Raw genomic sequence first — 24,262 nt, forward strand, 5'->3', positions numbered from 1 at the left:
GGGCTCAGCCCTCGATGACGGCCATCACGTCTTCTTCACGCATGACCAGCAGATCCTGGTCCTCAACCTTGACCTCGGTGCCGGAGTACTTGCCGAACAGGACCTTGTCGCCGACCTTGATGTCCAGCGGACGCAGTTCGCCGTTCTCCAGGATCTTGCCGTTACCGACGGCAACCACCTCACCGCGGATGGGCTTTTCGGTTGCCGAGTCCGGGATCACGATCCCACCGGCCGTGGTGCGTTCTTCTTCCATACGCTTGATGATCACGCGATCATGCAACGGACGAATATTCATCTGGCACTCTCCTTAAAAACCAAAGATGGTCATTGGGTTGTGAGTGTTAGCACTCGTTTGTAGTGAGTGCTAATAATAGCGGCGGCGATTGGAGTTTCAAGGGGGATGCGATTAAATTTATTTTCTCACGGAAAAACAGATTTAATCTCAGGCGGGAAAACTGGCCCGAATGGGGCATATTCTGACCGCGTCATCCCCGCGCAGACGGGGATGACAGGAACAGAGCGTAGGTCGGGTTAGCGCAGCGTAACCCGACATGCCGCGGTGGATGTCGGGTTACGCCTTCCAGGCTAACCCGACCTACGGTACTGCTGGATTCCCGCCTGCGCGGGAATGACGGATTTAATGCCGCATCGCAGGGTGGGTGAAGGCGCATTGCGCTGCAGCCCATCGTGGACCGACAGCGGTGCGCTGGGTTGCGCTGCGCTCCACCCATCCTACATTGACTTATAATATACTGTTTTATTTATCATTTTCACGCGTATATTCGCCTTCCAGCGTCACCGGCCCCTTGGGCTGGCCGCCGGCGGGGCCGGCGCCCGGCGGCGGTCCGCCGCCCAGCTGACGGGCGATCCAGGCCCGGATCAGGGCCTGGCGCAGGGGCGGGATCAGGCCGAGAAAGCCCAGGGCGTCGGTGAAAAAGCCCGGGGTCAGCAGCAGGACGCCGCTGATGACCAGTACTACCCCTTCCAGCATCTCCACCGCCGGCAGTTCGCCGCGGGCCATGGACAACTGCAGCCGCTGCAGGGTGGAAAAGCCCTGGAAACGCAGCAGCAGGGCACCCAGCACGGCGGTGAAGACCACCATGAAGACCGTGGGCACGGCGCCGATCCAGCCGCCGACCTTGATCAGTAGATAGATCTCGACCAGCGGGACGCTGAGAAACAGCAGGAGCAATACGGCGAGGGGGTTCATCCCCGGAACCATAACGGATGGGCCGGGGGGCGGCAAGGCAGGTTATGTTCACCCCCCTACCGGTCCCATTCTGTCAGTCCCCGTTCCCCGTCATCCCGGCGCAGGCCGGGATCCACTGACCGCGGCGGGTTCTGGATCCCGGCCTGCGCCGGGATGACGTCTGAGGGAAAAGAGACCCGCTATCCCTGCCTGGTTACCGAGCTAATGAAATAACACCCTGTCTTCAACCGTCTCTGCCCTCAAGGGTTTCCCTCAATCACCGACTTGGTTATCTTCCCGGCCATGAAGGACAAATACTGCATCGTGCTGGTCACCGCGCCGGACGCGGAGGCCCGCAGCATCGCCCGCGCCCTGGTGGCCCAGGATCTGGCGGCCTGCGTGAACATCGTGGCGAATCTCACTTCGGTCTACCGCTGGCAGGGCGAGGTGGAGGAGGACACCGAGCAGCTGCTGGTGATCAAGACCCGCCGCGATGTCCTGGAGGCCCTGAAGGCGGCCGTGCTGGAAGCCCATCCCTATGAACTTCCGGAAATTATCGCAGTCCCAATTGTGGATGGCCTGAGCGGCTACCTGGACTGGATCGACGAGAGCGTACTGCTTCAATGACACCCATATCCCTGACTTCCCCGTCATGCCGGCGCAGGCCGGCATCCATGCATCTGACCCCGCTGGGTTACGGTCTGCGCCGGAACGACGGGAAAGAGGCCACGGCCAGGGGTTTCCCGGCACTGCGCTTCCTCGGCCTGCTGCTGTCGCTGTTGCTGCTGCCGCTTCAGTCCCACGCCCTCTGGGGCGATGACGAACTGCTGTCCGCCGACGAGGCCTTCGCCATCAGCGCCGAAATGGCCGGTCCGGACCGGGTGCGCGTGACCTGGGACATCGCCGACGACTTCTACATGTACCGCCAGCGGGTGCAGCTGCACTCCGATACCGCGGGGGTGACGGTCGGCACGCCGGAATTCCCTGCCGGCAAGATGAAGCAGGACGAGACCTTCGGCGAGGTGGAGGTCTACTTCGACAAACTCAGCATCACCGCGCCGGTCGAGCGCACCGCCGGTGCCCCGGCCGAGTTCGTGCTGCGCGCCGTCTCCCAGGGCTGCATGGAATCGCGCGGCATCTGCTACACCCCGCACACCCAGAAGCTCACCCTGGCCCTGCCCGCCGCGGCGGCCGCCAGCGGCGACGCCGCCCCGCCGACCGGCGAGCAGAGCTTCGGCGGCGGCGGCTTCGGCATGGAGAGCGATCTGCTCGACGTCGACGACGCCTTCCAGCTGGAGACCGCCGTCATCGACGGCAATACCCTCGAGGCACGCTGGGAGATCGCCCCCGGCTACTATCTCTATCGCGACAAGTTCAGCTTTGAGTTGCTTGAGGGCGAAGGCGTGGCGCTGGATCAGGCGGATTTCCCTGCCGGCGAGATGAAGGACGACGAGACCTTCGGCCGGGTCGAGGTCTACCATGACGGCGTCACCGCCACCCTGCCGCTGCAGCGCACCGCGACCGACCCGACCGCCATCCGCCTGGCCATCGGCTACCAGGGCTGCGCCGAGGGCCGCATCTGCTACACCCCGCAGACCCGCGAGGTCAGCCTGGAACTGCCGCAGGCCGCCGCCACCGTCGCCGAACTGAGTGTCGATGACAGCGCCGCCGCCGCCCCCCCGGTCACCGAACAGGACCGCATCGCCCAGAGCCTGGCCAGCGGCAACACGCCGCTGGTGATCCTGACCTTCTTCGGCTTCGGCCTGCTGCTGGCCTTCACCCCCTGCGTGTTCCCGATGATCCCGATCCTGTCCTCGATCATCGTCGGCCAGGGCGAAGACATCACCACCCGGCGCGCCTTCACCCTGTCGCTGGTCTATGTGCTGGCCATGGCCCTGACCTACACCGTGGCCGGCGTGATCGCGGGCCTGTCCGGCGAGAACCTGCAGGCGGCCTTCCAGAACCCCTGGATCCTGGGCAGCTTCGCCACTGTGTTCGTGCTGCTGTCGCTGTCCATGTTCGGTTTCTACGATCTGCAGATACCGGCCTCCTGGCAGAGCAAGCTCAGCGAGATCAGCAACAAGCAGCAGGGCGGCACCCTCACCGGCGTGGCCATTATGGGCTTCCTGTCCGCGCTGATCGTCGGCCCCTGCGTGGCCGCGCCGCTGGCCGGCGCGCTGATCTACATCGGTCAGACCGGCGACCCCTACCTGGGCGGGGCGGCCCTGTTCGCCCTGAGTATGGGCATGGGCGCGCCGCTGCTGGCCATCGGCACCGGCGCGGGCAAGGTGTTGCCGCGCGCCGGCGACTGGATGAACGCCATCAAGGCCACCTTCGGCGTGCTGCTGCTGGCCGTGGCCATCTGGATGCTGGAGCGCATCATCCCCACCGCCGCCGCCATGCTGCTGTGGGCCGCGCTGCTCATCATCAGCGCCATCTACATGGGCGCCATGGACCGGCTGGATGTGGACGCCAGCGGCTGGCAGAAGCTGTTCAAGGGCACGGGCGTGCTGCTGCTGGCCTGGGGCGTGATCCTGCTCATCGGCGTGGCCGCCGGCGCCCGCGACACTCTGCAGCCGCTGCGCGGGCTGGCACTCGCCGGCGGCGGCACCACCGCCCAGGCGCAGGCGCAGGGCGTCGAGTTCAAGACCATCAAGAGTCTGGATGACCTGCAACGCGAGGTCGCCGCCGCCTCGGGCCAGGGCAGGAGCGTGCTGCTGGATTTCTATGCCGACTGGTGCACCGACTGTCACCGCATGGAGAAGAACACCTTCAGCGACCCGCAGGTGCAGCAGGCCCTGGCCAACACCGTGACGCTGAAGGCCGACGTCACCGCCAACGATGACATCGACAAGGCCCTGCTCAAGCATTTCCGCATCCCCGGCCCGCCCAGCCTGATCCTCTACGATGCCAGCGGCGAGGAACTGCGGCGCTATCGCATCATGGGCTACATGGGGCCTGAGGAGTTCGCCGCGCATGTGAATGCGGCGTTTGGGGGGTGAGTGAGGAGTGACCCCTTCATTCTCTCGCCGTTAATTATCCCGTCATCCCCACGCAGGCGGGGATCCAGACTCAGCCATCCCCATGGATTCCCACCTGCACGGGAATGACGGAATAGTGGGCTTCGCGGACAGCATCACAACAGATCTGAATACAGATCCCGCCACTGCGGATTCATTTTTTCAATCGCCCGCAGTTTCCAGGCACGCCTCCACTTCTTTATCGCCTTTTCCCGGCAAATTGCCGAATCCATCTTTTCGTGCAATTCATACCAGACAAGCATGGTGACGCCGTATTTTCTGGTGAAACCTTCAACTGCATGATTCCTGTGTTCCCAGACACGCCTCACGAGATCAGAGGTTACACCTGCATACAGCGTTCCATTTCTTTTGCTGGCCAGGATATAAACGCAGGGCTGCCTTCTCATTATCCAACCTCCGTGTCGGATAATAATCAGTGATAATCAAGGTGACTCGTTCTATATATCACGTCATCCCCGCGAAGGCGGGGATCCAGAGGTCGCGGCGGTTTATGGATCCCCGCCTTCGCGGGGATGACGGAGGAGGGACGATGCGCCTCACGCCTCACGTCTCACGTCTCACGTCTCACGTCTCACGCCTCACGCCTCACGCCTCACGCCTCACGCCTCACGCCTCACGCCTCACGCCTCACGCCTCACGCCTCACGCCTCACGACTTCAGATTATATTTCTTCAACAGGTCATACATGGTCGGCCGGCTCACACCGAGCAGTTCGGCGGCCTGGGAGATCTTGCCGCCGCAGTGGTTCATGGCGCGCAGGATGGCCTGCTTCTCGGCCTGTTCGCGGATCTCGCGCAGGTCGAAGCTCTGATCGTCGTTGGCGTGGTCGCCGCCGAGCTCGAGGTCGCGGGCGGTGATCTGCTTGCCCTCGGCCATGATCACGGCGCGCTTGACGCGGTTTTCCAGTTCACGGACATTGCCGGGCCAGTGATAGCCTTCCAGCGCGGCGATGGCATCCTTGCTGAAACTCTTGATCTTGTTGCCGTGCTGCTCACTGAAGCGTTCCAGGAAGGCGCGCGCCAGCAGCAGCACGTCGCCGACGCGCTCGCGCAACGGCGGGATGCGGATACTGATCTCGCTGATGCGGTAGTACAGATCCTCGCGGAAGTCGCCGTCGCGGATCAGCTGCTGCAGATCCTTGTGGGTGGCGCAGACCACGCGCACATCGACGGGGATCTCCTTGCGCCCGCCGACCCGCTCGATGGTGCGTTCCTGCAGGAAGCGCAGCAGCTTGGCCTGCAGCGGCATGGGCAGGTCGCCGACCTCGTCCAGGAACAGGGTGCCGCCGTGGGCGGTCTCGATCTTGCCGGGCGTGGTCTTGACCGCGCCGGTGAAAGCCCCCTTCTCGTAGCCGAACAATTCGCTCTCGAGCAGGTTCTCGGGGATGGCGGCGCAGTTGATGGCGATGAAGGGGCCGTCGTTGCGCCGGCTCAGGCCGTGCAATGAACGCGCCATCAGTTCCTTGCCGGTGCCGGAGTCGCCCAGCACCAGCACGGAGACATCGGCCGGGGCGACCTTCTCCACCGTGCGGCAGACCTGCATCATCTCCTCGCTGCCGGTCAGCACGCCTTCCAGCGGCGACTCGGGCCGGCGGGTGTGCAGGCGGGTGTTCTCCTCCTCCAGTTCGTGCAGGCGGTAGGCGCGGTTGACGATGAAGCCGAGCAGATCGGAGTCGATGGGCTTGTAGAAGAAGTCGTAGGCGCCCAGGCCGACCGCGCGCAGCGCATTCTCGCGCTCGTTGTTGCCGGTGACCACGATCACCTTGGTCTCGGGGTAGTCGTTGAGCACCTGCTCCAGGGTGGCGAAGCCCTCGCTGGTACCGCCGTCGTCCGGCGGCAGTCCCAGGTCCAGGGTCATCACGGGGAAGGGGTGTTTCTTCAACTCGGTCAGGGCGGCCTCGCGGTCGCCCGCGATAATGACTTCATAACCGTCGAAACACCATTTGAGCTGAGTCTGGAGGCCGGGGTCGTCCTCAACGACCAGAAGCTTCTTGGATTCGTCCGTCATTCGGCGTCCTGTTATTATCTATAAGTTGCAACTCTATACGATTCCTGATTTCTTCGCTAATCGGCACCCGCATGCGGAATGAGGTGCCTTCCCCCACCCGGCTGATCACCTCCACCTCGCCGCCGAGGTTGCGGATGAAGTCGCGCGTCTCATGCGCCCCCACCCCCATGCCGGCCTGACCCTTGGTGGTCTCGAAGGGCTTGAACAGATGCTCGCGGATGAATGCCTCATCCATACCGGCACCGGTGTCCTGCACTTCGATCACGGCCATATCGTTGTGCTTGAACAGGCGAATGATCACCTTGCCGTCGGGCGGGGTGGCATCCTGGGCATTGCGCACTACATGGCCGATCACCGCCCCCAGGCGCTCGCGGTTCGCGCTCACATGAATGCCGCGCGCCTGGCAGTCCACGGAAGGCGCGGGGTGGCCATTGGCCATGGTGATGGCTACCTCCTCCAGCAGCGGACACAGGTCCACCTGCTCGCGCTGCTGCTCGGCGGCATCGCCGCTGCGCAGGTGCGCGAGCAGGCGGTTCATCTTGGTCACCGAATTGTCGACCGTCTGGATGGCATCCTCCATGAAGGCCGGGTTGTGCTTGTGCTTCTCGGCATTGGTCACCAGCAGGGAAAGCTGACCGATGAGATTCTTCAGATCGTGGATGACATAGGTGGACAGGCGGTTGTAGGTCTCGAACTGGCGCGCCTCGGCCAGCGCACGCGAAGCCTCGTACTGGGCCAGGTGACTGGCGGCTTCGCGACCGACGGTCTTGAGCAGATCGCAGTCCTCCCAGTTGAACTGGTGCTGACCGTGCGGCCGCGCCAGCAGGACAAAGCCCAGCAGTTCATCGTGCAGGATCAGGGGCGTGATCAGCCAGGCGCGCGGAAACGCCAGCATCCAGTCGGGCAGGTGCAGGTTGGTGTAGAAGCCCGGATCCTTGCGGTACTCCTCGAGATTGATCACCCATTCCTGGTCGTCCAGAAACCGCGGCAGCGAGTCCTCTGCCTGCACCGCCGGCAGGCCGGCGTACTCGGCATGCCAGCTGGCAACGGGGCGGAAGGCGCCGTCGCGCCGCCACCAGAGCACACCGGCGGGACTGGAGATGATCTCGGCGATGGCCTGCACCACCCGCGGCTCCAGCGCTTCGTCGGCCTCGCGCTGCGACAGGGTGGCGATGAAGCGCAGCCACTCGTCGCGGTAATCGTACTTGTAGTGGAAGAAGTGCTTGTTGATGAACACCCGCAGGCTGGCGCGCACCGGCCCGGACAGGAACAGCACCGCCAGCACCACGATGGCACCGAAGAAGAAGATCACCTGTCCGACCGCACCCCAGGTGCCGCCGAAGTTGCGTACATAGTAGCCGCCCACGCCCATCGCCAGCAGGTACACCCCGGCGCCGAGCAGGGCGGCGGTATGGAAGACGATGCGGCGGGAGACGAAGATATCCACCGACCAGCGCGGATCGCGCAGCACCGCCACCGCCACCACCGGGATGGCCACGGCATTGATCAGGCCGCGCGCCTGCCACAGGTTGGGATCGATGCCCTGGAACAGCAGGGCGTTGGAGTAGAGATAGAAATCGTAGGCGAACAGACTGCCGGTGCCGATGCACAGATACTTGATACCGCGGCGCGCATCCACCCGGGTATTGCGGAACACCTGCTCGATCAGCACCAGCCCGCCGATGGGCACGACCAGGTAGCCGGCCAGCAGCCAGTCCATGCCCAGGCCCAGGTGGAACACCTCGCCACCGGCGAAGCGATAGGTCGTTGCGCTGGCAAGCAGCAGCAGGTAACCGCCCGAGAGCATGGCGAGATTGCGGAAGCGGCGCCGCGCGCGCGCGCGGTCGGTGATGAGAGCGGTGAGTACCCCGCCGAGAAAGATCAGCCAGGCAAAGTCACGCAGCAGTTCCGTGATCAGCGTGGCGTAGAAGTGGGCATGGCCGGCGCTGTGGGCGGCGGATATACCCATCCACAGGGCACTGGCCGCCGCGGCGAACATGAGCAGATGCTTGCGCACGCCGCCCGCCTTGCCGGTGAGCAGCACCAGCGCAAGCACCAGCGCCGCCATGGTGCCGGCGGCGTAACTCACCAGACCGACTGTCAGCATCGTCCACCCCAGAACAAGACGTCCATTACGACAAACGCGCAGCGGGCTTATGACCCCTGTATCGTTCTGACCGCGCGGAAACTAAAGCAAAACAGGGAGTTATTATTTTTGTCTCATTATGCAACGTCCGACTATACCCAGTAATCGGGCAGACATGCAATCGGTTGATTTTTTATTTTATAAACAGATAGATAAGACAGGCATAGTAAAGCGCAACGACATGGACGGTCGCAAACCGGCCCTGTGTCCGGTGGTTTGCTGCCATTCCGGCGCCGGCACTGACCGCGGCGGGAGCCGGGATACCGGCCGACCCTGGATCCCCGCCTGCGCGGGCAGATCGGGTAGGATGGGTGAAGGCGCACAGCGCCGCAACCCATCTCAGGCTGCGCACGCTGATGGGTTGCGCTTCGCTCCACCCATCCTACGAATATGGGGTTCGATCCGGGTAGGATGGGTGAAGGCGCACAGCGCCGTAACCCATCGTCCGGGCGGTCCGCGATGGGTTGCGCCGCGCTCCACCCATCCTACCAGCCCCGCAGGCCGGGATAAGCAAGCGCAGCGTTCCCGGGCGAATCCGGACCGCTACAGCCCTTCCAGCACCTGCCTGGCCTCCTCGATACCGGCGAAGTCGCCGCCCGCATCCACCGCCTGCTGCAGGTGCTTGCGGGCCTGGGCGGCATTGCCGGCGCCGTGGTGCGCCATGCCCAGGTGATAGTGGAAGATGGCGATATCGGGCGACTGCTCCACCACCCGGCTGAGGATCTCGACCGCCTGCTCATGCTCGCCGCGGCGGTAATGCACCCAGCCCAGGGTATCCAGGAACACGGCCTGCTCGGCATTTCTGAACTTATCGGCCAGTTCCAGCGCACGGTCCAGGCTGGCCTGATCGGTGCGGCGATCAGACAGCAGGGCAGCCAGGTTGTTGGTGGCGATTGCGTTGTCGGGATTGCTTTCCAGGACCTGCTCGTAGAGCTCGATGGCGCGGGCATAGTCGCCTTTGCGCTCCTGCAGTCCGGCCAGCGGGATCAGCAGGCTCGGCGAATCCGGCTGACGTTCCAGGCCCAGCCGATACGCCTCGATCGCCCCGTCCGTATCATCCTGGGCCAGCCGCGCCGCCGCCAGACGGGCGTAGGGCTGGGCCGCATCCGGACTGCGCTCGATCTGGGCCAGGTATTCGCGTTCGGCGTCGGCAAAGCGCTTCTGCGCCATGCGCACGGTCGCGAGCAGGCCGTGACCGGTGGGATGCTCGGGATCGGCCTCCAGTGCCGCCTGCACCCGCGCCTCGGCGGAGTCCAGGCGCTCCATCTGGATCTCCAGCGAGACCATCTCGCCCAGCATCAGCACGGCACCCTGCCCCTCGGCCCGTGCCAGCGCCTTCTCGTACTCGGCGTGGGCGGCCTCGAGATCGCCCATGGTGCGATGCACCCGGCCCATGCGGAAATAGCCCTCGGGGCTGTCGGGATCGGCGGCCTGCATGCTGCCGATGACATCCTTCAGCTGGTCAGGATCGTTCCTCGCCGCCAGGATATTGGTCTTGGCCACCAGGGCGCGCGACTCCTCCGGATTGGCCTGCAGCACGGCATCGACCTGCTGCTCGGCGGTGTCCAACTCGCCCCGTTGCAGCAGGTAGCTGGCGTAGCGCAGGCGGGCATCGACACTGTCCGGCGCGGCCTCCACAGCCCGGCGCAGGTTGTCGCCGGCCAATTCCACCTCGCCGTTCTGCATGTGAGCCCCGGCCAGCAGGGTCAGGGCCTGGGCATTGTCGGGCTGGTCCTTGACCACGGTGCGCAGGGCGGTGATGGCATCCGCATAGTTCTCGTCCATCAATGCCAGTCGCGCCTTGAGCATCAGGGCACCGTTGTCACTGGGATTCTCGTCCAGCACCTCGGCCACCAGCCGCCGGGTGGTGTCCAGATCGTCCTCGGCCGCGGCGATCTGGGCCAGGGTCACCTTGGCCTCGAGCCCCGGCGGCTCGGTGCCCCACTTGTCGACGATGGCGTTCAGCACGGCCTTGCGCTCATCCGTCTGCTCCTGGCTGCCATGCAGACGTGCCAGGGCGAAGCGCAGCTGGTGGGCATCCGGCAGCCTGTCGATGGCGGCTCGCAGTTCCTCCGCTGCGCGCTCGGACGAGACCCGGTTGTTGAGAAAGTCCACCAGCACCAGATAGCGTTCATGGTCCTCGGGATCCACTGCGATCGCCTCACGCAGCACCTGCTCGGCCTCATCCGTCCGATCGAGCTGGGCATAGTAGGACGCCAGGCTGACCCGGAAACCGAGGTTCTCCGGCTTCTGTTCGATGGCCTGACGCATGGCCTGGATGGCCTCCTCGGTCTTCTGGTCGCGGGCATAGGCCTGGGCCAGCTGCACCTTGAGTTGAACCTCATCCGGGCTGGCCTGCGCCGCCTGCGCCAGCACCTGCTGCGCATCGCCGTAGCGCTCGGTCTGTTGATAGACATTGGCCAGCAGCACAGCAACCTCGGTCTCGTCCGGGTGGCGGTCGAAGTAGGGCTTGAGGATGGCGATGGCGCCATCGCGGTCGCCGTCACGTGCCTTGAGCGAGGCGGACAGCGCCACCACCCCGGGATGCTCGGGATCGGCCTCGCGGATCGCGGCCAGCTGCTCGCGCACGTCGGCCAGCGCCTTGGCCTCGGCTTCGGCTTGCTCACGCGCGCGTGAGGCATTGGCCTGCAGCAGCATGAACTGTCCCAGCCGCATGCGCGCATCCAGCAGCGAAGGATCCAGTTCCACGGCCTTGCTGTAGTTGCCGTAGGCCTTGGCCCAGTTCTGCTCCTTCTCCATGATGCGGCCCAGCAGCAGGTAGGCCTCGGCGTGCTCGGGATCGATCTGCAGCACGTTCTTGATCTCCACCCGGGCCTTGTCGAAGTTGTCCTCCTCCAGGTAGGCCTTGCCGCGTTCCAGATAGGCCTGCTTGCGCTCCTCCGCGCCGCCGCAGGCCCCGAGGACCGCGGCCAGCACCACCACCAGTGTCGTTTTCTTGAGATTCATTGCATCCACCTGTGTTTTATTTGATTTTAATGGCCACGGAATACACGGAAAGCACGGAAAAAACCAAAACATGAGTATCTGCAGGTTATCCGCCGCCTTTCCCGTCATTCCCGCGCAGGCGGGAATCCAGTTACCGCGGCGGCTTCTGGATCCCGGCCTGCGCCGGGATGACGAGAACACGACCGGAAACAAATAACTTTTTAATATATTTTGGTTTTTTCCGTGCTTTCCGTGTATTCCGTGGCTATAGAATATTATCCAACCCCCCGTACCCCGGCCGCGCCGAGCTGCTCGCGGTACCAGTCGTAGGTTAACCGGATTCCCGCTTCCAGGGAAACCGTCGGCCGCCAGCCCAGGGCATTGATCCGGGAGGTATCCACCAGCTTGCGCGGCGTGCCGTCAGGTTTGCTGCTGTCGAACACCAGTTCGCCCGCGTAGCCCACCACCCGGGCCACCAGCCGGGCCAGGTCGGCGATGGCGATATCCTCGCCCACGCCGATGTTGACGATGCCTGCGTCGTCGTAATTCTGCATCAGAAACAGACAGGCATCCGCGCAGTCATCGACGAACAGGAACTCGCGCAGCGGCGTGCCCGTACCCCAGATCTCCACGCTCGGTGCACCCGCCTCTTTCGCCTCGTGCATCTTGCGGATCAGCGCCGGCATGACGTGGGATTTCTCCAGATCGAAGTTGTCGCCGATGCCGTACAGGTTGGTCGGCATGGCCGAGATGAAGCTGCAGCCATACTGGCGCCGATAGGCCTGGCACAACTTGATGCCGGCGATCTTGGCCACCGCGTACCACTCGTTGGTCGGCTCCAGCGGCCCGGTGAGCAGGCTGTCCTCCGGCATCGGCTGGGGCGCATGCTTGGGATAGATGCAGGTACTGCCCAGGAACAGCAGCTTCTTCACCCCGGCCCTGTAGGCGGCGTGAATGACATTGGCCTCCAGCATCAGGTTGTCATACAGGAACTCGGCCGGATAGCTGTCGTTGGCCAGAATCCCGCCCACCTTGGCCGCCGCCAGAAACACATACTCGGGCTGCTCTGATTCAAAAAAGGCATTCACCTGCGCCTGATCGCGCAGATCCAGCTCCCGGCTGGTGCGAGTGACCAGGTTCGTATAACCCGCCTGCTCCAGCCGCCGGACGATGGCACCCCCAACCAGGCCACGGTGACCGGCGATATAGATTTTCGCATCTTTATTCATGAATAATTCCGTGCTTTCCGTGTATTCCGTGGCGCTCTTGAACTTTCATTCGTTGTAATCAAAGGTCTTGAACCCCTCACGCCTGCACAACTCATCACGCTCGGCGATCTTGATATCCTCGCGCACCATCTCCGCGACCATCTCGTCGAAGCTGATCTCCGGCACCCAGCCCAGCTGTTGCTTGGCCTTGGACGGATCGCCCAGCAGGGTCTCCACCTCTGTGGGCCGGAAGTAGCGCGGGTCGACCTCGACCAGCACCTGCCCGCTCTTGCGGTCGATGCCCTTCTCGTCCACGCCCTGGCCCTGCCAGTCCAGCTGGATGCCAACCTCGCTGCAGGCGGCGTTTACGAAATCCCGCACCGAGTACTGTACGCCGGTGGCGATGCAGTAATCGTCCGGCGCATCCTGTTGCAGCATCAGCCACTGCATGCGCACATAGTCCTTTGCATGGCCCCAGTCGCGCTTGGCGTCCAGGTTGCCCAGGTACAGTTTGTCCTGCAGCCCGAGCTTGATGCGGGCGACGGCGCGGGTGATTTTGCGGGTGACGAAGGTCTCGCCTCGAATCGGCGACTCGTGGTTGAACAGGATACCGTTGCAGGCATAGATGCCGTAGGCCTCGCGGTAGTTCACGCAGATCCAGTAGGCGTAGAGCTTGGCCACGGCATAGGGGCTGCGCGGGTAGAAGGGCGTGGTCTCCTTCTGCGGGATCTCCTGCACCTTGCCGAACAGTTCGCTGGTCGAGGCCTGATAGAACTTGGTCTTTTTCTCCAGGCCCAGGATGCGGATCGCCTCCAGCAGCCGCAGGGTACCGAGCGCATCGGCATTGGCGGTGTACTCCGGCGTCTCGAAGGAGACCGCCACATGGCTCTGCGCGGCCAGGTTGTAGATCTCGTCCGGCTGCACCTGCTGGATGATGCGGATCAGGTTGGTGGAATCGGTCAGATCGCCGTAGTGCAGTATGAAATGTCGGTCGCTGACATGCGGATCCTGGTACAGGTGATCGATGCGGTCGGTATTGAACGACGAGGCCCGGCGCTTGAGGCCGTGCACTTCATAGCCCTTCTCCAGCAGGAACTCCGCCAGATAGGCGCCGTCCTGGCCCGTGATGCCGGTGATCAATGCAACTTTACTCATTTTTCTCTCACACCCCACAATTCAAAAAATTTTCCATCATCCCGATCCATACCCGTCATCCCGGCCCGCACCCGTCATCCTAACCCACACCCATCACCCCAACCCACACCCGTCATCCCGGCGAAGGCCGGGATCCAGAAGCCGCCGCGGTTCATGGATCCCGGCCTTCGCCGGGATGACGGGAAAGTGCCGTAGGTCGGGTTAGCGCAGCGTAACCCGACATCACGCAACGTCGGATTACGCCCTCCGGGCTAATCCGACCTACGAATTCCCGTCATCCTCAACCCAACACAAACCGCCCCGACAACACCACCAGACTCCCCAGCACCCCCAGCGTCATCAGGTTCCACCGGCTGCGCATGTGCTTGAGCACCCACTCCACCGCATAGAACAGCACCACGAACTCGATGATCAGCCGCAGCAGCATCTCGCTCAATCCGATCTGCTGGGGAAATATCCCCGCCACCAGCAGCATCAGGATCACCAGAAAATCCAGCGGACTGACATCGAAGCGTGAATTCTCAGCAAACCGCATGCCCGCAGCAATCGCCAGGATCAGCACTGCAAACACCGCATAGTCGAAAAAGCGGGATACCTCCGTAAACCAGGGCTGCGGATACAGGTTGACCAGATACACCAGCGCCGCCATGGACAGGAACAACGTCAGGCGCAGGAACAGGAACCACAGGCGGAAGCCCGCCAGCAGCCGGGCGAGCAGCAGGCCAGCGAGCACGACAAGAATGTAGCCGAACTGCAGTGGCACCTGTTCCACCACGAAGGCAACCACCAGCGCATACAGGGCGATCACCGCCATCACCAGGCCGGTCAGCGCCTGCAGGAACTGGGGCTGCTTGCGGATCACACCGAAGGCCTTCACCGCCGGGAACAGCAGCCGTTCCCGGCTCTTCCGCCAGCCGCTGCGTTCCGCAACGATCAGCCCGGCGAAGACCGCTACGGAAACTCCGACGTAGATCCCGATGATGAGCAGGTCATGCTCGTAGGGCAGCACCACTGCCAGCAGCACCAGCAGCGCCTGGATGGCATAGATGGTGATAACCGACTCATGATGCTCGAAGCCCAGTTCCAGCAGCCGATGATGGATGTGATTCTTGCTCGCCTTGAACCAGTTCATGCCGTGATAGATGCGCTGGGCGAACACGGCCAGGATGTCGACGATGGGCAGCCCGAGAAACAGCAGCGGCAGGGCCGGGCTCAGGGCCGGATTGACCCGCGTCATCAGGTACACCGCCAGAAACGCCAGGGTAAAACCCAGGAACTGACTGCCGCCGTCGCCCATGAATACCCGCGCCGGATGTGAGTTGAAGCGCAGAAAGCCGAACACCCCACCGATGGTGGCAACGGCCACAACCACCGCCATATCCCCACCGGCCTGATAGGCCAGATAGATGATCGCCAGCAGGCTGATCAGCGACTCGCCCCCGGCCAGCCCGTCCAGACCATCGGAGTGGTTCATGGCGTTGATCATGCCCACCATGGCAATGACGGTGAACACCCGGCCCATGGATTCCGACATGGCCTCCGGCCCCAGCAGCGGCAACTGGGTGACATACAGATCACCCCAGTAGACCACGCCGAGCACCGCCGCGAACTGGCCGATGAACTTCACATAGTGGCCCAGCTCTTTGGCATCGTCCCAGGCCCCGAACAGGAGCAGGATCAGCGCACCCGCCAGATAGCTCGCCGTCAGGGTATCGATGGGCAGCCACACCAGCAGCGGCACCAGGCTGCCGATGACGATCCCGACTCCGCCCACCCGCGGGATGGGTACGGAATGCACCTTGCGCGGATCCGGCTTGTCGACCATGCCCAGCACGGGCGCCAGCCGGACCATGACCGGAATCAGCGTCATGCTGATGACCATGGCCGCGACCAGTATCAACAGGTGATTGGCAGGAATCTCAGTCAAAATTTTCTTCTAATAATTAAGTATGTCATTGCGAGGCGCGTAGCGCCGTGGCAATCTCCACCCGACATGCAGCCTTAACTCTGTCATCCCGGCGGAGGCCGGGATCCATGACCGCAGCCCCTACTCCGGCACATACGGCCCCAGCTTCGGCACCACCAGGCCGGCAAACTCCCGCAGCGCCTTCTCTGCATCGGCCAGATCCTGCCCGGGCTGAATCGGGATGGTCAGCCGCACCAGGGCCCCGTCGGTGCGGTGCCGGGTGAGCGCATCCTGGAACAGCCACCACTTCACCCAGTATTCGTTGGTGATCACCCGCCCCCGCTGCTGGAACCAGTAATAGACCAACTGCCGGAAATCGCCCTTGGCGATGATCATGCGGTTGACCTCCAGCGGCTGCCCCAGGACTTCAACGCTCTCGACCGGCACCACCTGATGATCCTTGATCTGCCAGCCGCCACCGGGGATACAGGCCCGGGGCGAATGGGCGGCGGCACCCGCCGTCTGATCGCCGTAATAGGCCACATAGAAATTCACCTGCCGACCTGTCTCATTGCGGTAATCCGCCATGAGGTAGTCATCCAGCTTGAGCGAGCGCAGGTAGATGCTCTCCAGCTTATCCTCTCTGCCTTCCCACTCCCCCACTTCCATCGGGAAGCCGACAAACAGCCGCCGCTCAGGAATAATATTCTCAGCGTTCTGCGCATAAAGCGCCCCCGCGGTCACCACACCGGCGAGGGCAACAGACAGATAATGCGGCCCGGCCGGCTTGACGTAATGCCGGTCCGGGTTCTCCGGTGGTTCCGGAATATCGATTCCAAAGGCCTCGCCCAGAGTCATCTTGTTCCTGCCGATTTTCGCCAGCACCGCCATTTCCAGCACCAGGATGGCAATACAGGCCATGAAGATGACCCAACCCTCGAAATCATGCAGAAAGCCTTCCGCCTGTCCGGGACCACCGTATTCCACCAGGACACCGATCACCCCTATGCGGAAACTGTTCATCAGCACCGTGATCGGGGCACTGGAAAGAAAGATGATTGCCTTCTTCCAGAACGCACCCTTATATATATAAGCCGCAACAAAACTCAGGCTGGCCAACGGGAACAGGTAGCGCAACCCACTGCAGGCCTCGACCACCTGCAGCTTGTAGCTGCCCAGATCGATCACGTTGCCTTCGAGATAGACGCTGATATCGAACATGCGGATCACGGCCACGCCGATCTCGGAAGAGATGAGCTGCAGCTTGCCGGAGAGGTTATTGAAAATGAAAGGCGGCAGCGGGACCATGAAGAACAGCAGGAACAGAGGGGCGAATACCAGCTTGAAGGCCCGCCAGCCCAGGAAAGACAGGGCCAGCCCCATGATGACAATCACTATGGAATACTGCGCCAGCGTATGGGTTGTGGCCATCAACCCCAGGAACAGCAGCCCCCCACCGAATATCACCAGCACCAGCCCGGCATAGGAACTGCTGATGCCGACCTTCTGTATATCGAACCGACGCTGCCAGATCAGGAAGGCGGTTATCACCGGAATCAGATAGGCATAGCCGTATTCCTCCTTGGTGTTCCAGCGATGGACCATATCCTCGAATGTACTGACGTAGGCCATACCCAGGATGGCGATGACCGCAACCAATACCAGCGTAAGTTGCATCGAAAATGTATGAAGCGATTGATTATCAATATTCTTAGCCATCTTGCTCACTCCGAAGCAGTTGCCATCGTGCAAGTAAAACCATTACCTGATCTACTGCTAGCCAGTCCACACATTGTCTACATCTGATATTACTACCCTGTGTTTACGACTGACCGCGCTTTCACGGAATTGCCCTTCAATCAACGAGACGACCACTTCGTAATCCAGCAGTGCCTGCAACTCTTGTGAAATAAACGCAAAATCATCGATTACGCAGCCAGCCACTAACTCCAGATGCACTTCGACAGTATCTGACTGTGGCTGTATTATCTGGAACCTCAGGATACGCTCATCATCGTAGAAATATTTGAGATGATTAAAAAATGCACCATGCAACATGCGCCCGCTGGGCAGGGTGATAATATCCCGCTGTCGGCCTAGCAGTGACCTTACCTTGTCATGGCTGCGACCGCACCGACACTGCCCCGTATCCTCAATTTTTCCAATGTCACCGGTATCGTATCTAACAATGGGGAAAGCCCAGTTGGCGAGATTGGTTGAGATAAGTCTGCCAGCCCCCTTATCGTTATCATCGACAGTTTCCAGGAAACAGGATTCCATGTTGTAGTGGTAACCGTCATGTTCCGTACATTCCCAGGTCATGACCCCGGCCTCAGGACAGCCATAATTGTCGAACACTGGTGCTCTAAGCGAAGATTCAATTAGTTGCCGTTGGTGTGGATAAAGCATATCGGCAGTGGTGAATACCGCCTTGAGTCCGTCAACCGTAAGGTTCTGAGCCGCGAGACTACGAGCGAACTGTACCAGAGTGGACGAGTAGCCATATATAAATAATGGTCTTCGAGCAACGATCAATTCGCGCAACTCTGTCGCCATTCGTTCATCCAGATGGTAGCTCGGATATACTATTGAATTCTGCAGGGCAAAATAAAGCTTAAAACCTCTTTTCAGTTTCTTGGGCAGCAAAGAACCACTAGCGATAGTCAGATATCTGTCTCCAGGCATGTACCCGGCATGCCCGAAGCCACGATATATATTGGCCCACATCATGCTGTGGCTCCACTCGTCATGATAAAGTTTCAGGGGCTGTCCGGTAGAGCCGCCGGTTTCCTTGATTCGGGGCCTGAAGCTGGAGAAGTCCGACGCTTTCATTGCATCGAAATTGGCGCGAATGTCATCCTTGGTCAGGACCGGGATGACCTGCAGGTCAGAGAAAGACTCCATGGTGTCGGGGTTGAAACCGCAGGCGTGAAAGCGTTCACGGTAAAACCGCACATTATCCCGGCAATGTCTGAGCAGCGCCTTGAGCCGATCGAACTGGAGTTGTCTCAACTCAGCCGAAGATGCATACTCGGTCTCACGCAGCTTTTTCAGTTCCGAAACAGTGCGGGTCTTGCGCGCATAATCGATGCAGCGCAGTCCGATCTCGCGGTAGAACCAGGTATCCAGCGCCATGATTAGTTCAATCCGCAGTCCGTCATAATTTCCCGGGTTGCGGCCTTCCAGGAAAACTGCTTCACATAATCACGACGCTCCTCCCTGTTCGTATCCTGGAGGGCGCGCTCAACAGCTTCAACAAACTCATCCGGCGTTGAAGCGAAGTGAACATAGTTCGAATACTTGTTCACAACCTCATCTATGGGAACGGACACCACGGGGAGCCCGAGAGCGAGATACTCCTTGAGTTTGAGCGGGGAACAAGCCCTGATCCAATCCGTCATCTTCCAGAACATGATGCCGACGGAAAACCCGGCCGCCTCGCGCGGAAGGTCCTGATACGAAACAAAACCCCTGAATTCGACATTCGGCAAAGCTTCCAGTTCTGGCAAAGCAATGCGTTTGTTCCCCAGGAACACAAACTTCCAGTCCGGCCGCGCCTTCGCGGCATGCTCGATCATCCCCCAGTCGTTCGAATCCGTCAGGCTCCCGAAATAACCAATAACCGGTGCATGGATGTCACGCGCGACATCATCCAGATTCTTGTAATCGAAATGCTCGAAATCCACCTGATGCTCGATAACCTTGACCGTCTTCCCTGCACGTATTTCAGGATCGACAGACTCCATTATCGCTTCTGATGCGCAGTAAATTGCATCAGCATCCTCCTGAAGCATTAAATCCCACTCCAGTATGGGTTTTCTGTCAGTTATCTCCCTATACTGATCATACTGATCGGAATAATAATAGATAACTGCACGGAAACGACCCGCCAGTTTCGCCCGCCTGACCACTGGTGCGAACGTCGGCAGGGTCACGAAAGCAACTGCGCCATCAATCCCCAGTAGTCTGAAAACGACCCTCAGTTGGAGATCGACAAACCGTGCATTCAGGCGCTCAACCAGGCCGCGTTTGAAAACAGGAAGGAAAATGAATGTATATACATAAAACCCTGGAGAAATCTTAATGAGAGCTCTTAATATACTTTTAATCTTATTGAATATTTTCTTTGCAAACCCCTTCTTCTTGAAGGAAGGAAACCGCAGCCCCATGGGATTGATCCAGAGAACATTGTAGCCCGCCTTCTGGAACTGGAACGTTATATGGTGCCTGGAGTGTGGATTCGATTGCCACCAGTCATCACCTGAGAAATGGACAAGCCATTTTTCTTTCACGCCGGGACTCATCCTCTGGACTCTAAGCGCTCATAGATGGTACGCATAGTTACCGGCCTGACATTATTCACTCGCAGGTAATCGAATACCTGTTCGATCAGATCCATGCTTTGCTGAGTTACATGGTAACGATGATGCAACAAAAGCCCGATGGGGTACGGTGTTAGAATATATCTGTCGATCTGCCGTTTCAGTTCATCAAGAGTATAAAACTCGCAGTCCGTGTTTTCGTTATAATACTTTTTGATGAAGGTAATGTTCATGGAAATCTCCCACATGGTGGTGCCGGGATATTTCTGGAGATTCCAGGAAACATGATGATCAAACATCATCCCTTTACCGAGCAAGTGCCCGATCGCGTAGAACACCTTACGCTTCCACTCGGCATTGTAGTGCGAGTTCAAAACCTTATAACCAACACGCTGTAACGCTTCTATTGCGGCTTTGTTATAAGGCGCATAAGGAAAGTTGAAAGCCTCGAACCAGTCAGACCCGAAAAGCCGGCTCATCAACTCCTTTCCTTTCCTTATATCCTCATATTGCTCCTCGTAACCCCTTTGCCCACCAAACTCGCCTTTCTTTTCCTTGTTCTTGATCGTGTGGTCGTACCCATGCTGCATGATCTCGACGAGATCCGGATGATCACGCCTCATCTCAAGAAGCCATCCAACCACTTCCGGAGTTACGTTTGCTGGCTCAACCGCATGAATTATTGGCACCGAATGCTTTATAAAAAGCTCCTGCATATCGACGAGCGTATTGTCGAGCGTACTCCTAACATCATCATTTCTGAAAAAGTATTCGTGACTCATATTTCAACGCACTCAGGATTCATCGATGATTCGTTTCAAATCGGCAACTAGCCTTTGATCCGGCTCGATCGCCCGATTGCCTTGATCATGAGACTTAACTTCTTCGATTCTCTGTTCCAGGCTGTCACCATCAAGATACGGAACGACCAGGCCGTCCTCTATCAGCGCATTGACAAGTTGCAATTGGTGGTCATCGACATGCTCGCCGTATTTCGCATATCTGGGCGCAACAATCGGTCGCTTTCCCAGCGAAAGCGCAAACATCACGCTACCAGTTCCGGCATGAGTAATAACTACATCAGCTGCTTCCATGTAACGCCTGACATCATCAAACGGAAGGAACTTGTATGCATCGCAATTCGCGGGCTTGTAGCTCGAATAGCCATACTGCACAATTCTCGCCTCATCCGTATCGAGCTGATCAAGCGCTCGCACAAGGCGGTCAAACTGCTGTTCATGCGTGCCAACCAGAGCAAATATCAATATATTGTTCCTCTGTATACCGCTTTATTATAACGTTCTGCCAGTTGTTCGGACTGCACGAAGAAGTTATCGACAAAATAATAGACGAGACGCCCCGTGAGCGATATGTTGCTCTTCCTGGCAAAACTTTCTATATAAATTGATTTTGCACCCAAGAGCTTCCCGAGGACAAGAAAAGGTACAGCAATCCCCGCGCCCGTACTGATTACACAATCTGGCTGCTCAACTCTCAATATCTTCCAGGCCAGCACCAGATTTCTGGCAAGGTTCTTCAGATCCCTGTTTGTTGGATAGTGTCCCCAATAGATTTTTTCCTGCTTCAACAGGGATTCCGCATCAGACTTTTTGAACGACACCCATACGCGGTCATAATTCTCCCAAAGCGGTTTACTCAAACTCCATAGCTGCAGCAGGTGCCCGCCCGAAGAGCATACCAGCATAATTTTTTTATTTTCGCCTGAACTCATTTATTCTTCTCGACAGTATTTGATTTAGTGTTGCAGGAACTGCCAGCCACCATACATATAGACCCGGTCTTCGGGAAGCTTGAATTTCATATACATTTCCGGGTGCTGCACGGTCGCGACTGTTTTGTATCTCATATCCCACCACCAGTTAGAACTGATACCAGGCGCCTTCGATTCAAAATAATCGTTAAATTCGACCGCACCATCTGATCCGGCTCGAATGAAAAACTCTTCAATATCTTTTTGGACTGAGAACAGGGCAATATTATCCGGTTTTCTTGTGAATGCATACGGCACTCTGATCGGTCGCCAGATACGCATTCCTGCAAGCTCATTCAGTATCGATGGACTTACAGCCTTTTCAGCAAGAATCCTTTCAGGTGGAATTGATTTTTTCAATGCCTGCCGCGGCCTGATATCCGTGTATCTCGAGCTGAATATATTCATGTATGCCGCCACGAGTTTCCTATCCGCCCCAGCATTGCCGACAATATCATTCAGCTCTCGATAGAATTCTGCAACCCTGATGCCTCTCCATCGCACCCAGGTTTCCCTTGCGCCCTCATCACTGAATATATTGTCGACAATATTCGCTCTGCTCCCATGGGAGCCGGTTCCGCCGGCGTATTCAGGAAACTCCCCAGTAAAGGCGGTCAAGGAGTATGCATCATAACCCCAATCGAGTCCCGGGTACTGAGTCCATCCGGTAGTATTGATCTGTATGGCGATATCCGTCAGAGAGTCATGCTCACCATACCGGTCGACAAATTCATTGATGATTTTTGTCAGTTCGCCCTGCACAACTGGATGCAAAGGATTGTACGCGGGCCCAAACTCCCCACCACCAGCAAACCTGAGTGCTCGGTGTGCATACTCGCCATTTCTATGCCTCATAAGTACACCATCGGAATCAGAAGGATGTTTCTCTAGATGAGCCTCAACACCAGGAAGGCGGCTATAGAACGCGAACACCGGTATAAATCTCAGACCATCCCGATCAAATACTCTGAGAATCAATTCGACAATGTCCTTCTGCTGCGGATGTCTTCCATCCCTGTAGTTTATGCCTGTATCATATCGATCGCTGCTATCAATATACTCTGATGGATAAAGACTGGCGCCATAGGTCAGCACAGGAAACATGGCGGCATTCTCCCCCCGGTACTTGAGCATCTGAGCTAGCCTTGTCACGGCCTCATAGTATGCAGTCCAATCGGTATAGCTACCCGAACTGAGACCGCTGCTATTATCCAACGAGGGTGCCCCACCGAGATGCCGTGGAAGATGGCTTTCTTCGAAGTAAGGGCCTATGGTTATCTCTTCCTTATTATATTTATCTGAATTATCCGGAAGACCATCAGTATATTCCTTCAGAGTAATATCAACTACAGAAGCACGGCTGCCTGTAAGTGCGTTAACGAATGCCACGGCAGGGCCATGTGTTCTTGGCCAGAAAATTATCTCTTTAGTCCTGACATCACCGGGCTTGCCACCACCATCAGAGACAATACCCTGATCGACCAGGTTTTCAGATCGGGTATATTTCTCGTCCTCAAACAGGCTGACAACGTATCGCATCCTGACGTCGGCTGGATACGTTATCTCGAGGCGATGAGGTTTTCCCGGCGCATCCACCTTCAGTCGATATGCGAACCAACTAGTTCGCACTTCACTGAGGCTCTTTCTGCCTCTGGAGCTTTCCCCGTCTGTGCCTGAACCTCTGTAGGTCACACCGCCCGATGATTTTACGACTGATTCCCCGTCATCCCTGAACACAGACTCCGGATGGGCTTTCGAAGCATCTATATAGTCGACCACTCTTGTTCTAGAGCCTGCATTATCCATGCTCTCTACTTGCTTATACGGATCAATGACAACAAATTGCAAGCGGTACTGACTGAGTTCGACCGGGAATTCAGATGATGTCAACCGTAGGCTGTAAACACCCTCTTCAACCGGAAGAGCAACTGATTCATCAATGGAAAATACCTCATCTATCCTATTGGCTATTCCCATTCTACATTCCCGGTAATTGCTATCATCTGCAAGATCGTCAGTGATACACAATTCATACTTTATCGTTTCCCGGCTGTACGCGGGTAGCAGGTCAACGCCCAGCTGTAATCGCAATGTTTCTCCAGGGGAAAAAACATATCTTTCTACGTTCTTCTTCAACTCAAACACTGAACTTCGTGACCGTCTTGCATCAATCAAGCCCTGCGATTCAGGGAGGCTGTACCGCTCAGGGCCATCGAGAAGTTCGCTTATTCTGATGTCCACGTGCTCCGTCCCGCGCCTGAATCGTAGCAGGGTTCGTTCATCGCCCTCCAAACGAAGGACTATGGCATCACTCGCGCCACTTACAAGCGACTTCCATGTAATGGATTCCGAGGTGATGGATTCGATGCTGTCCTCCTTGTTAAGCAGAAGCGGTTCGGCAGACACCAGCGTGCCTCCATGGACCGAAATACCGCCATCCCAATCACTACCTCCACCCTTTCCCCATTCAATATCCAGCATAATAGGATACTGTCCTGCATCAGCACACACACCGCATGAAAATATGAGCAGGATTATCCCGAATGCGAGAACGCCTACACGCATGGAATT

The 24,262-nt window shown here is 58.9% G+C and carries 18 protein-coding genes; 2 read left to right on the forward strand and 16 right to left on the reverse strand.

All coding sequences use genetic code 11. The features are described 5' to 3' along the window. Nucleotides 1-4: 4 nt before the first annotated feature. Entirely contained in the window at nt 5-295 is a 291-nt protein-coding gene (gene groES / locus COW1_RS10555; protein WP_096364580.1) for a co-chaperone GroES, read from the reverse strand. 462 nt (nt 296-757) lie between these two features. Then, nucleotides 758-1,210 (reverse strand): FxsA family protein, encoded by a 453-nt coding sequence (locus COW1_RS10560; RefSeq protein WP_201344143.1) that lies wholly within the window; start codon nt 1,208-1,210, stop codon nt 758-760. A gap of 282 nt (nt 1,211-1,492) precedes the next feature. Between COW1_RS10560 and cutA the strand changes: the two genes are divergently transcribed. Further along, nucleotides 1,493-1,816, forward strand: coding sequence for a divalent-cation tolerance protein CutA (gene cutA / locus COW1_RS10565; RefSeq protein WP_201344144.1), 324 nt, complete (start codon nt 1,493-1,495; stop codon nt 1,814-1,816). Between the two features lie 47 nt (nt 1,817-1,863). Next, on the forward strand, nt 1,864-4,191 hold the full coding sequence (locus COW1_RS10570) for a protein-disulfide reductase DsbD (protein ID WP_201344145.1): 2,328 nt from the start codon (nt 1,864-1,866) through the stop codon (nt 4,189-4,191). Between the two features lie 134 nt (nt 4,192-4,325). Here COW1_RS10570 and COW1_RS10575 read toward each other — a convergent pair whose 3' ends face one another. From COW1_RS10575 to COW1_RS10640, 14 genes are all read right to left on the reverse strand, one after another. Further along, the gene (locus COW1_RS10575) at nt 4,326-4,616 is read right to left on the reverse strand and encodes a GIY-YIG nuclease family protein (protein WP_201344146.1); all 291 of its coding nucleotides are present in this window, start codon (nt 4,614-4,616) and stop codon (nt 4,326-4,328) included. A 262-nt stretch (nt 4,617-4,878) separates the two neighbouring features. Then, complete coding sequence (gene prsR / locus COW1_RS10580; protein ID WP_201344147.1) at nt 4,879-6,237, reverse strand: PEP-CTERM-box response regulator transcription factor; 1,359 nt, start codon at nt 6,235-6,237, stop codon at nt 4,879-4,881. Then, nucleotides 6,203-8,344 (reverse strand): XrtA/PEP-CTERM system histidine kinase PrsK, encoded by a 2,142-nt coding sequence (prsK, locus tag COW1_RS10585; RefSeq protein WP_201344148.1) that lies wholly within the window; start codon nt 8,342-8,344, stop codon nt 6,203-6,205. Before prsK ends, prsR begins: the two co-directional genes overlap by 35 nt. A gap of 582 nt (nt 8,345-8,926) precedes the next feature. Further along, entirely contained in the window at nt 8,927-11,350 is a 2,424-nt protein-coding gene (locus COW1_RS10590; protein ID WP_201344149.1) for a tetratricopeptide repeat protein, read from the reverse strand. Between the two features lie 254 nt (nt 11,351-11,604). Beyond that, on the reverse strand, nt 11,605-12,558 hold the full coding sequence (locus COW1_RS10595) for a GDP-L-fucose synthase (RefSeq protein ID WP_201344150.1): 954 nt from the start codon (nt 12,556-12,558) through the stop codon (nt 11,605-11,607). Nucleotides 12,559-12,603: 45 nt separating this feature from the next. Then, nucleotides 12,604-13,692, reverse strand: a complete 1,089-nt coding sequence (gene gmd, locus COW1_RS10600; protein ID WP_201344151.1) for a GDP-mannose 4,6-dehydratase — start codon at nt 13,690-13,692, stop codon at nt 12,604-12,606. A gap of 280 nt (nt 13,693-13,972) precedes the next feature. Beyond that, entirely contained in the window at nt 13,973-15,619 is a 1,647-nt protein-coding gene (locus COW1_RS10605) for a glycosyltransferase family 4 protein (protein ID WP_201344152.1), read from the reverse strand. A 120-nt stretch (nt 15,620-15,739) separates the two neighbouring features. Next, nucleotides 15,740-17,275 (reverse strand): VPLPA-CTERM-specific exosortase XrtD, encoded by a 1,536-nt coding sequence (gene xrtD, locus COW1_RS10610; RefSeq protein ID WP_201344153.1) that lies wholly within the window; start codon nt 17,273-17,275, stop codon nt 15,740-15,742. A gap of 99 nt (nt 17,276-17,374) precedes the next feature. Further along, complete coding sequence (locus COW1_RS10615; protein WP_201344154.1) at nt 17,375-18,733, reverse strand: phenylacetate--CoA ligase family protein; 1,359 nt, start codon at nt 18,731-18,733, stop codon at nt 17,375-17,377. A 2-nt stretch (nt 18,734-18,735) separates the two neighbouring features. Beyond that, on the reverse strand, nt 18,736-19,890 hold the full coding sequence (locus tag COW1_RS10620) for a glycosyltransferase (protein WP_201344155.1): 1,155 nt from the start codon (nt 19,888-19,890) through the stop codon (nt 18,736-18,738). 8 nt (nt 19,891-19,898) lie between these two features. Further along, a complete protein-coding gene (locus COW1_RS10625; protein ID WP_201344156.1) occupies nt 19,899-20,702 on the reverse strand; it encodes a DUF2334 domain-containing protein in 804 nt (267 codons plus the stop codon). Nucleotides 20,703-20,714: 12 nt separating this feature from the next. Then, on the reverse strand, nt 20,715-21,185 hold the full coding sequence (locus COW1_RS10630) for a glycosyltransferase (RefSeq protein ID WP_201344157.1): 471 nt from the start codon (nt 21,183-21,185) through the stop codon (nt 20,715-20,717). Beyond that, nucleotides 21,182-21,652, reverse strand: a complete 471-nt coding sequence (gene pssD / locus COW1_RS10635; protein ID WP_201344158.1) for a PssD/Cps14F family polysaccharide biosynthesis glycosyltransferase — start codon at nt 21,650-21,652, stop codon at nt 21,182-21,184. Before pssD ends, COW1_RS10630 begins: the two co-directional genes overlap by 4 nt. A 24-nt stretch (nt 21,653-21,676) precedes the next feature. Beyond that, the gene (locus COW1_RS10640; protein WP_201344159.1) at nt 21,677-24,172 is read right to left on the reverse strand and encodes a family 10 glycosylhydrolase; all 2,496 of its coding nucleotides are present in this window, start codon (nt 24,170-24,172) and stop codon (nt 21,677-21,679) included. Nucleotides 24,173-24,262 lie beyond the last annotated feature (90 nt).

Source organism: Thiohalobacter sp. COW1 (genome assembly GCF_016629505.1).
GTDB classification, from domain to species: Bacteria; Pseudomonadota; Gammaproteobacteria; order Thiohalobacterales; family Thiohalobacteraceae; genus Thiohalobacter; species Thiohalobacter thiocyanaticus_A.

Coding starts and splice junctions, on each gene's coding strand:
- groES (WP_096364580.1), bottom strand. CDS start 295: ATGAATATTCGTCCGTTGCATGATCGCGTGATCATCAAGCGTATGGAA.
- COW1_RS10560 (WP_201344143.1), bottom strand. CDS start 1,210: ATGAACCCCCTCGCCGTATTGCTCCTGCTGTTTCTCAGCGTCCCGCTG.
- cutA (WP_201344144.1), top strand. CDS start 1,493: ATGAAGGACAAATACTGCATCGTGCTGGTCACCGCGCCGGACGCGGAG.
- COW1_RS10570 (WP_201344145.1), top strand. CDS start 1,864: ATGCATCTGACCCCGCTGGGTTACGGTCTGCGCCGGAACGACGGGAAA.
- COW1_RS10575 (WP_201344146.1), bottom strand. CDS start 4,616: ATGAGAAGGCAGCCCTGCGTTTATATCCTGGCCAGCAAAAGAAATGGA.
- prsR (WP_201344147.1), bottom strand. CDS start 6,237: ATGACGGACGAATCCAAGAAGCTTCTGGTCGTTGAGGACGACCCCGGC.
- prsK (WP_201344148.1), bottom strand. CDS start 8,344: ATGCTGACAGTCGGTCTGGTGAGTTACGCCGCCGGCACCATGGCGGCG.
- COW1_RS10590 (WP_201344149.1), bottom strand. CDS start 11,350: ATGAATCTCAAGAAAACGACACTGGTGGTGGTGCTGGCCGCGGTCCTC.
- COW1_RS10595 (WP_201344150.1), bottom strand. CDS start 12,558: ATGAATAAAGATGCGAAAATCTATATCGCCGGTCACCGTGGCCTGGTT.
- gmd (WP_201344151.1), bottom strand. CDS start 13,692: ATGAGTAAAGTTGCATTGATCACCGGCATCACGGGCCAGGACGGCGCC.
- xrtD (WP_201344153.1), bottom strand. CDS start 17,275: ATGCAACTTACGCTGGTATTGGTTGCGGTCATCGCCATCCTGGGTATG.
- COW1_RS10615 (WP_201344154.1), bottom strand. CDS start 18,733: ATGGCGCTGGATACCTGGTTCTACCGCGAGATCGGACTGCGCTGCATC.
- COW1_RS10625 (WP_201344156.1), bottom strand. CDS start 20,702: ATGAGTCACGAATACTTTTTCAGAAATGATGATGTTAGGAGTACGCTC.
- pssD (WP_201344158.1), bottom strand. CDS start 21,652: ATGAGTTCAGGCGAAAATAAAAAAATTATGCTGGTATGCTCTTCGGGC.
- COW1_RS10640 (WP_201344159.1), bottom strand. CDS start 24,172: ATGCTGGATATTGAATGGGGAAAGGGTGGAGGTAGTGATTGGGATGGC.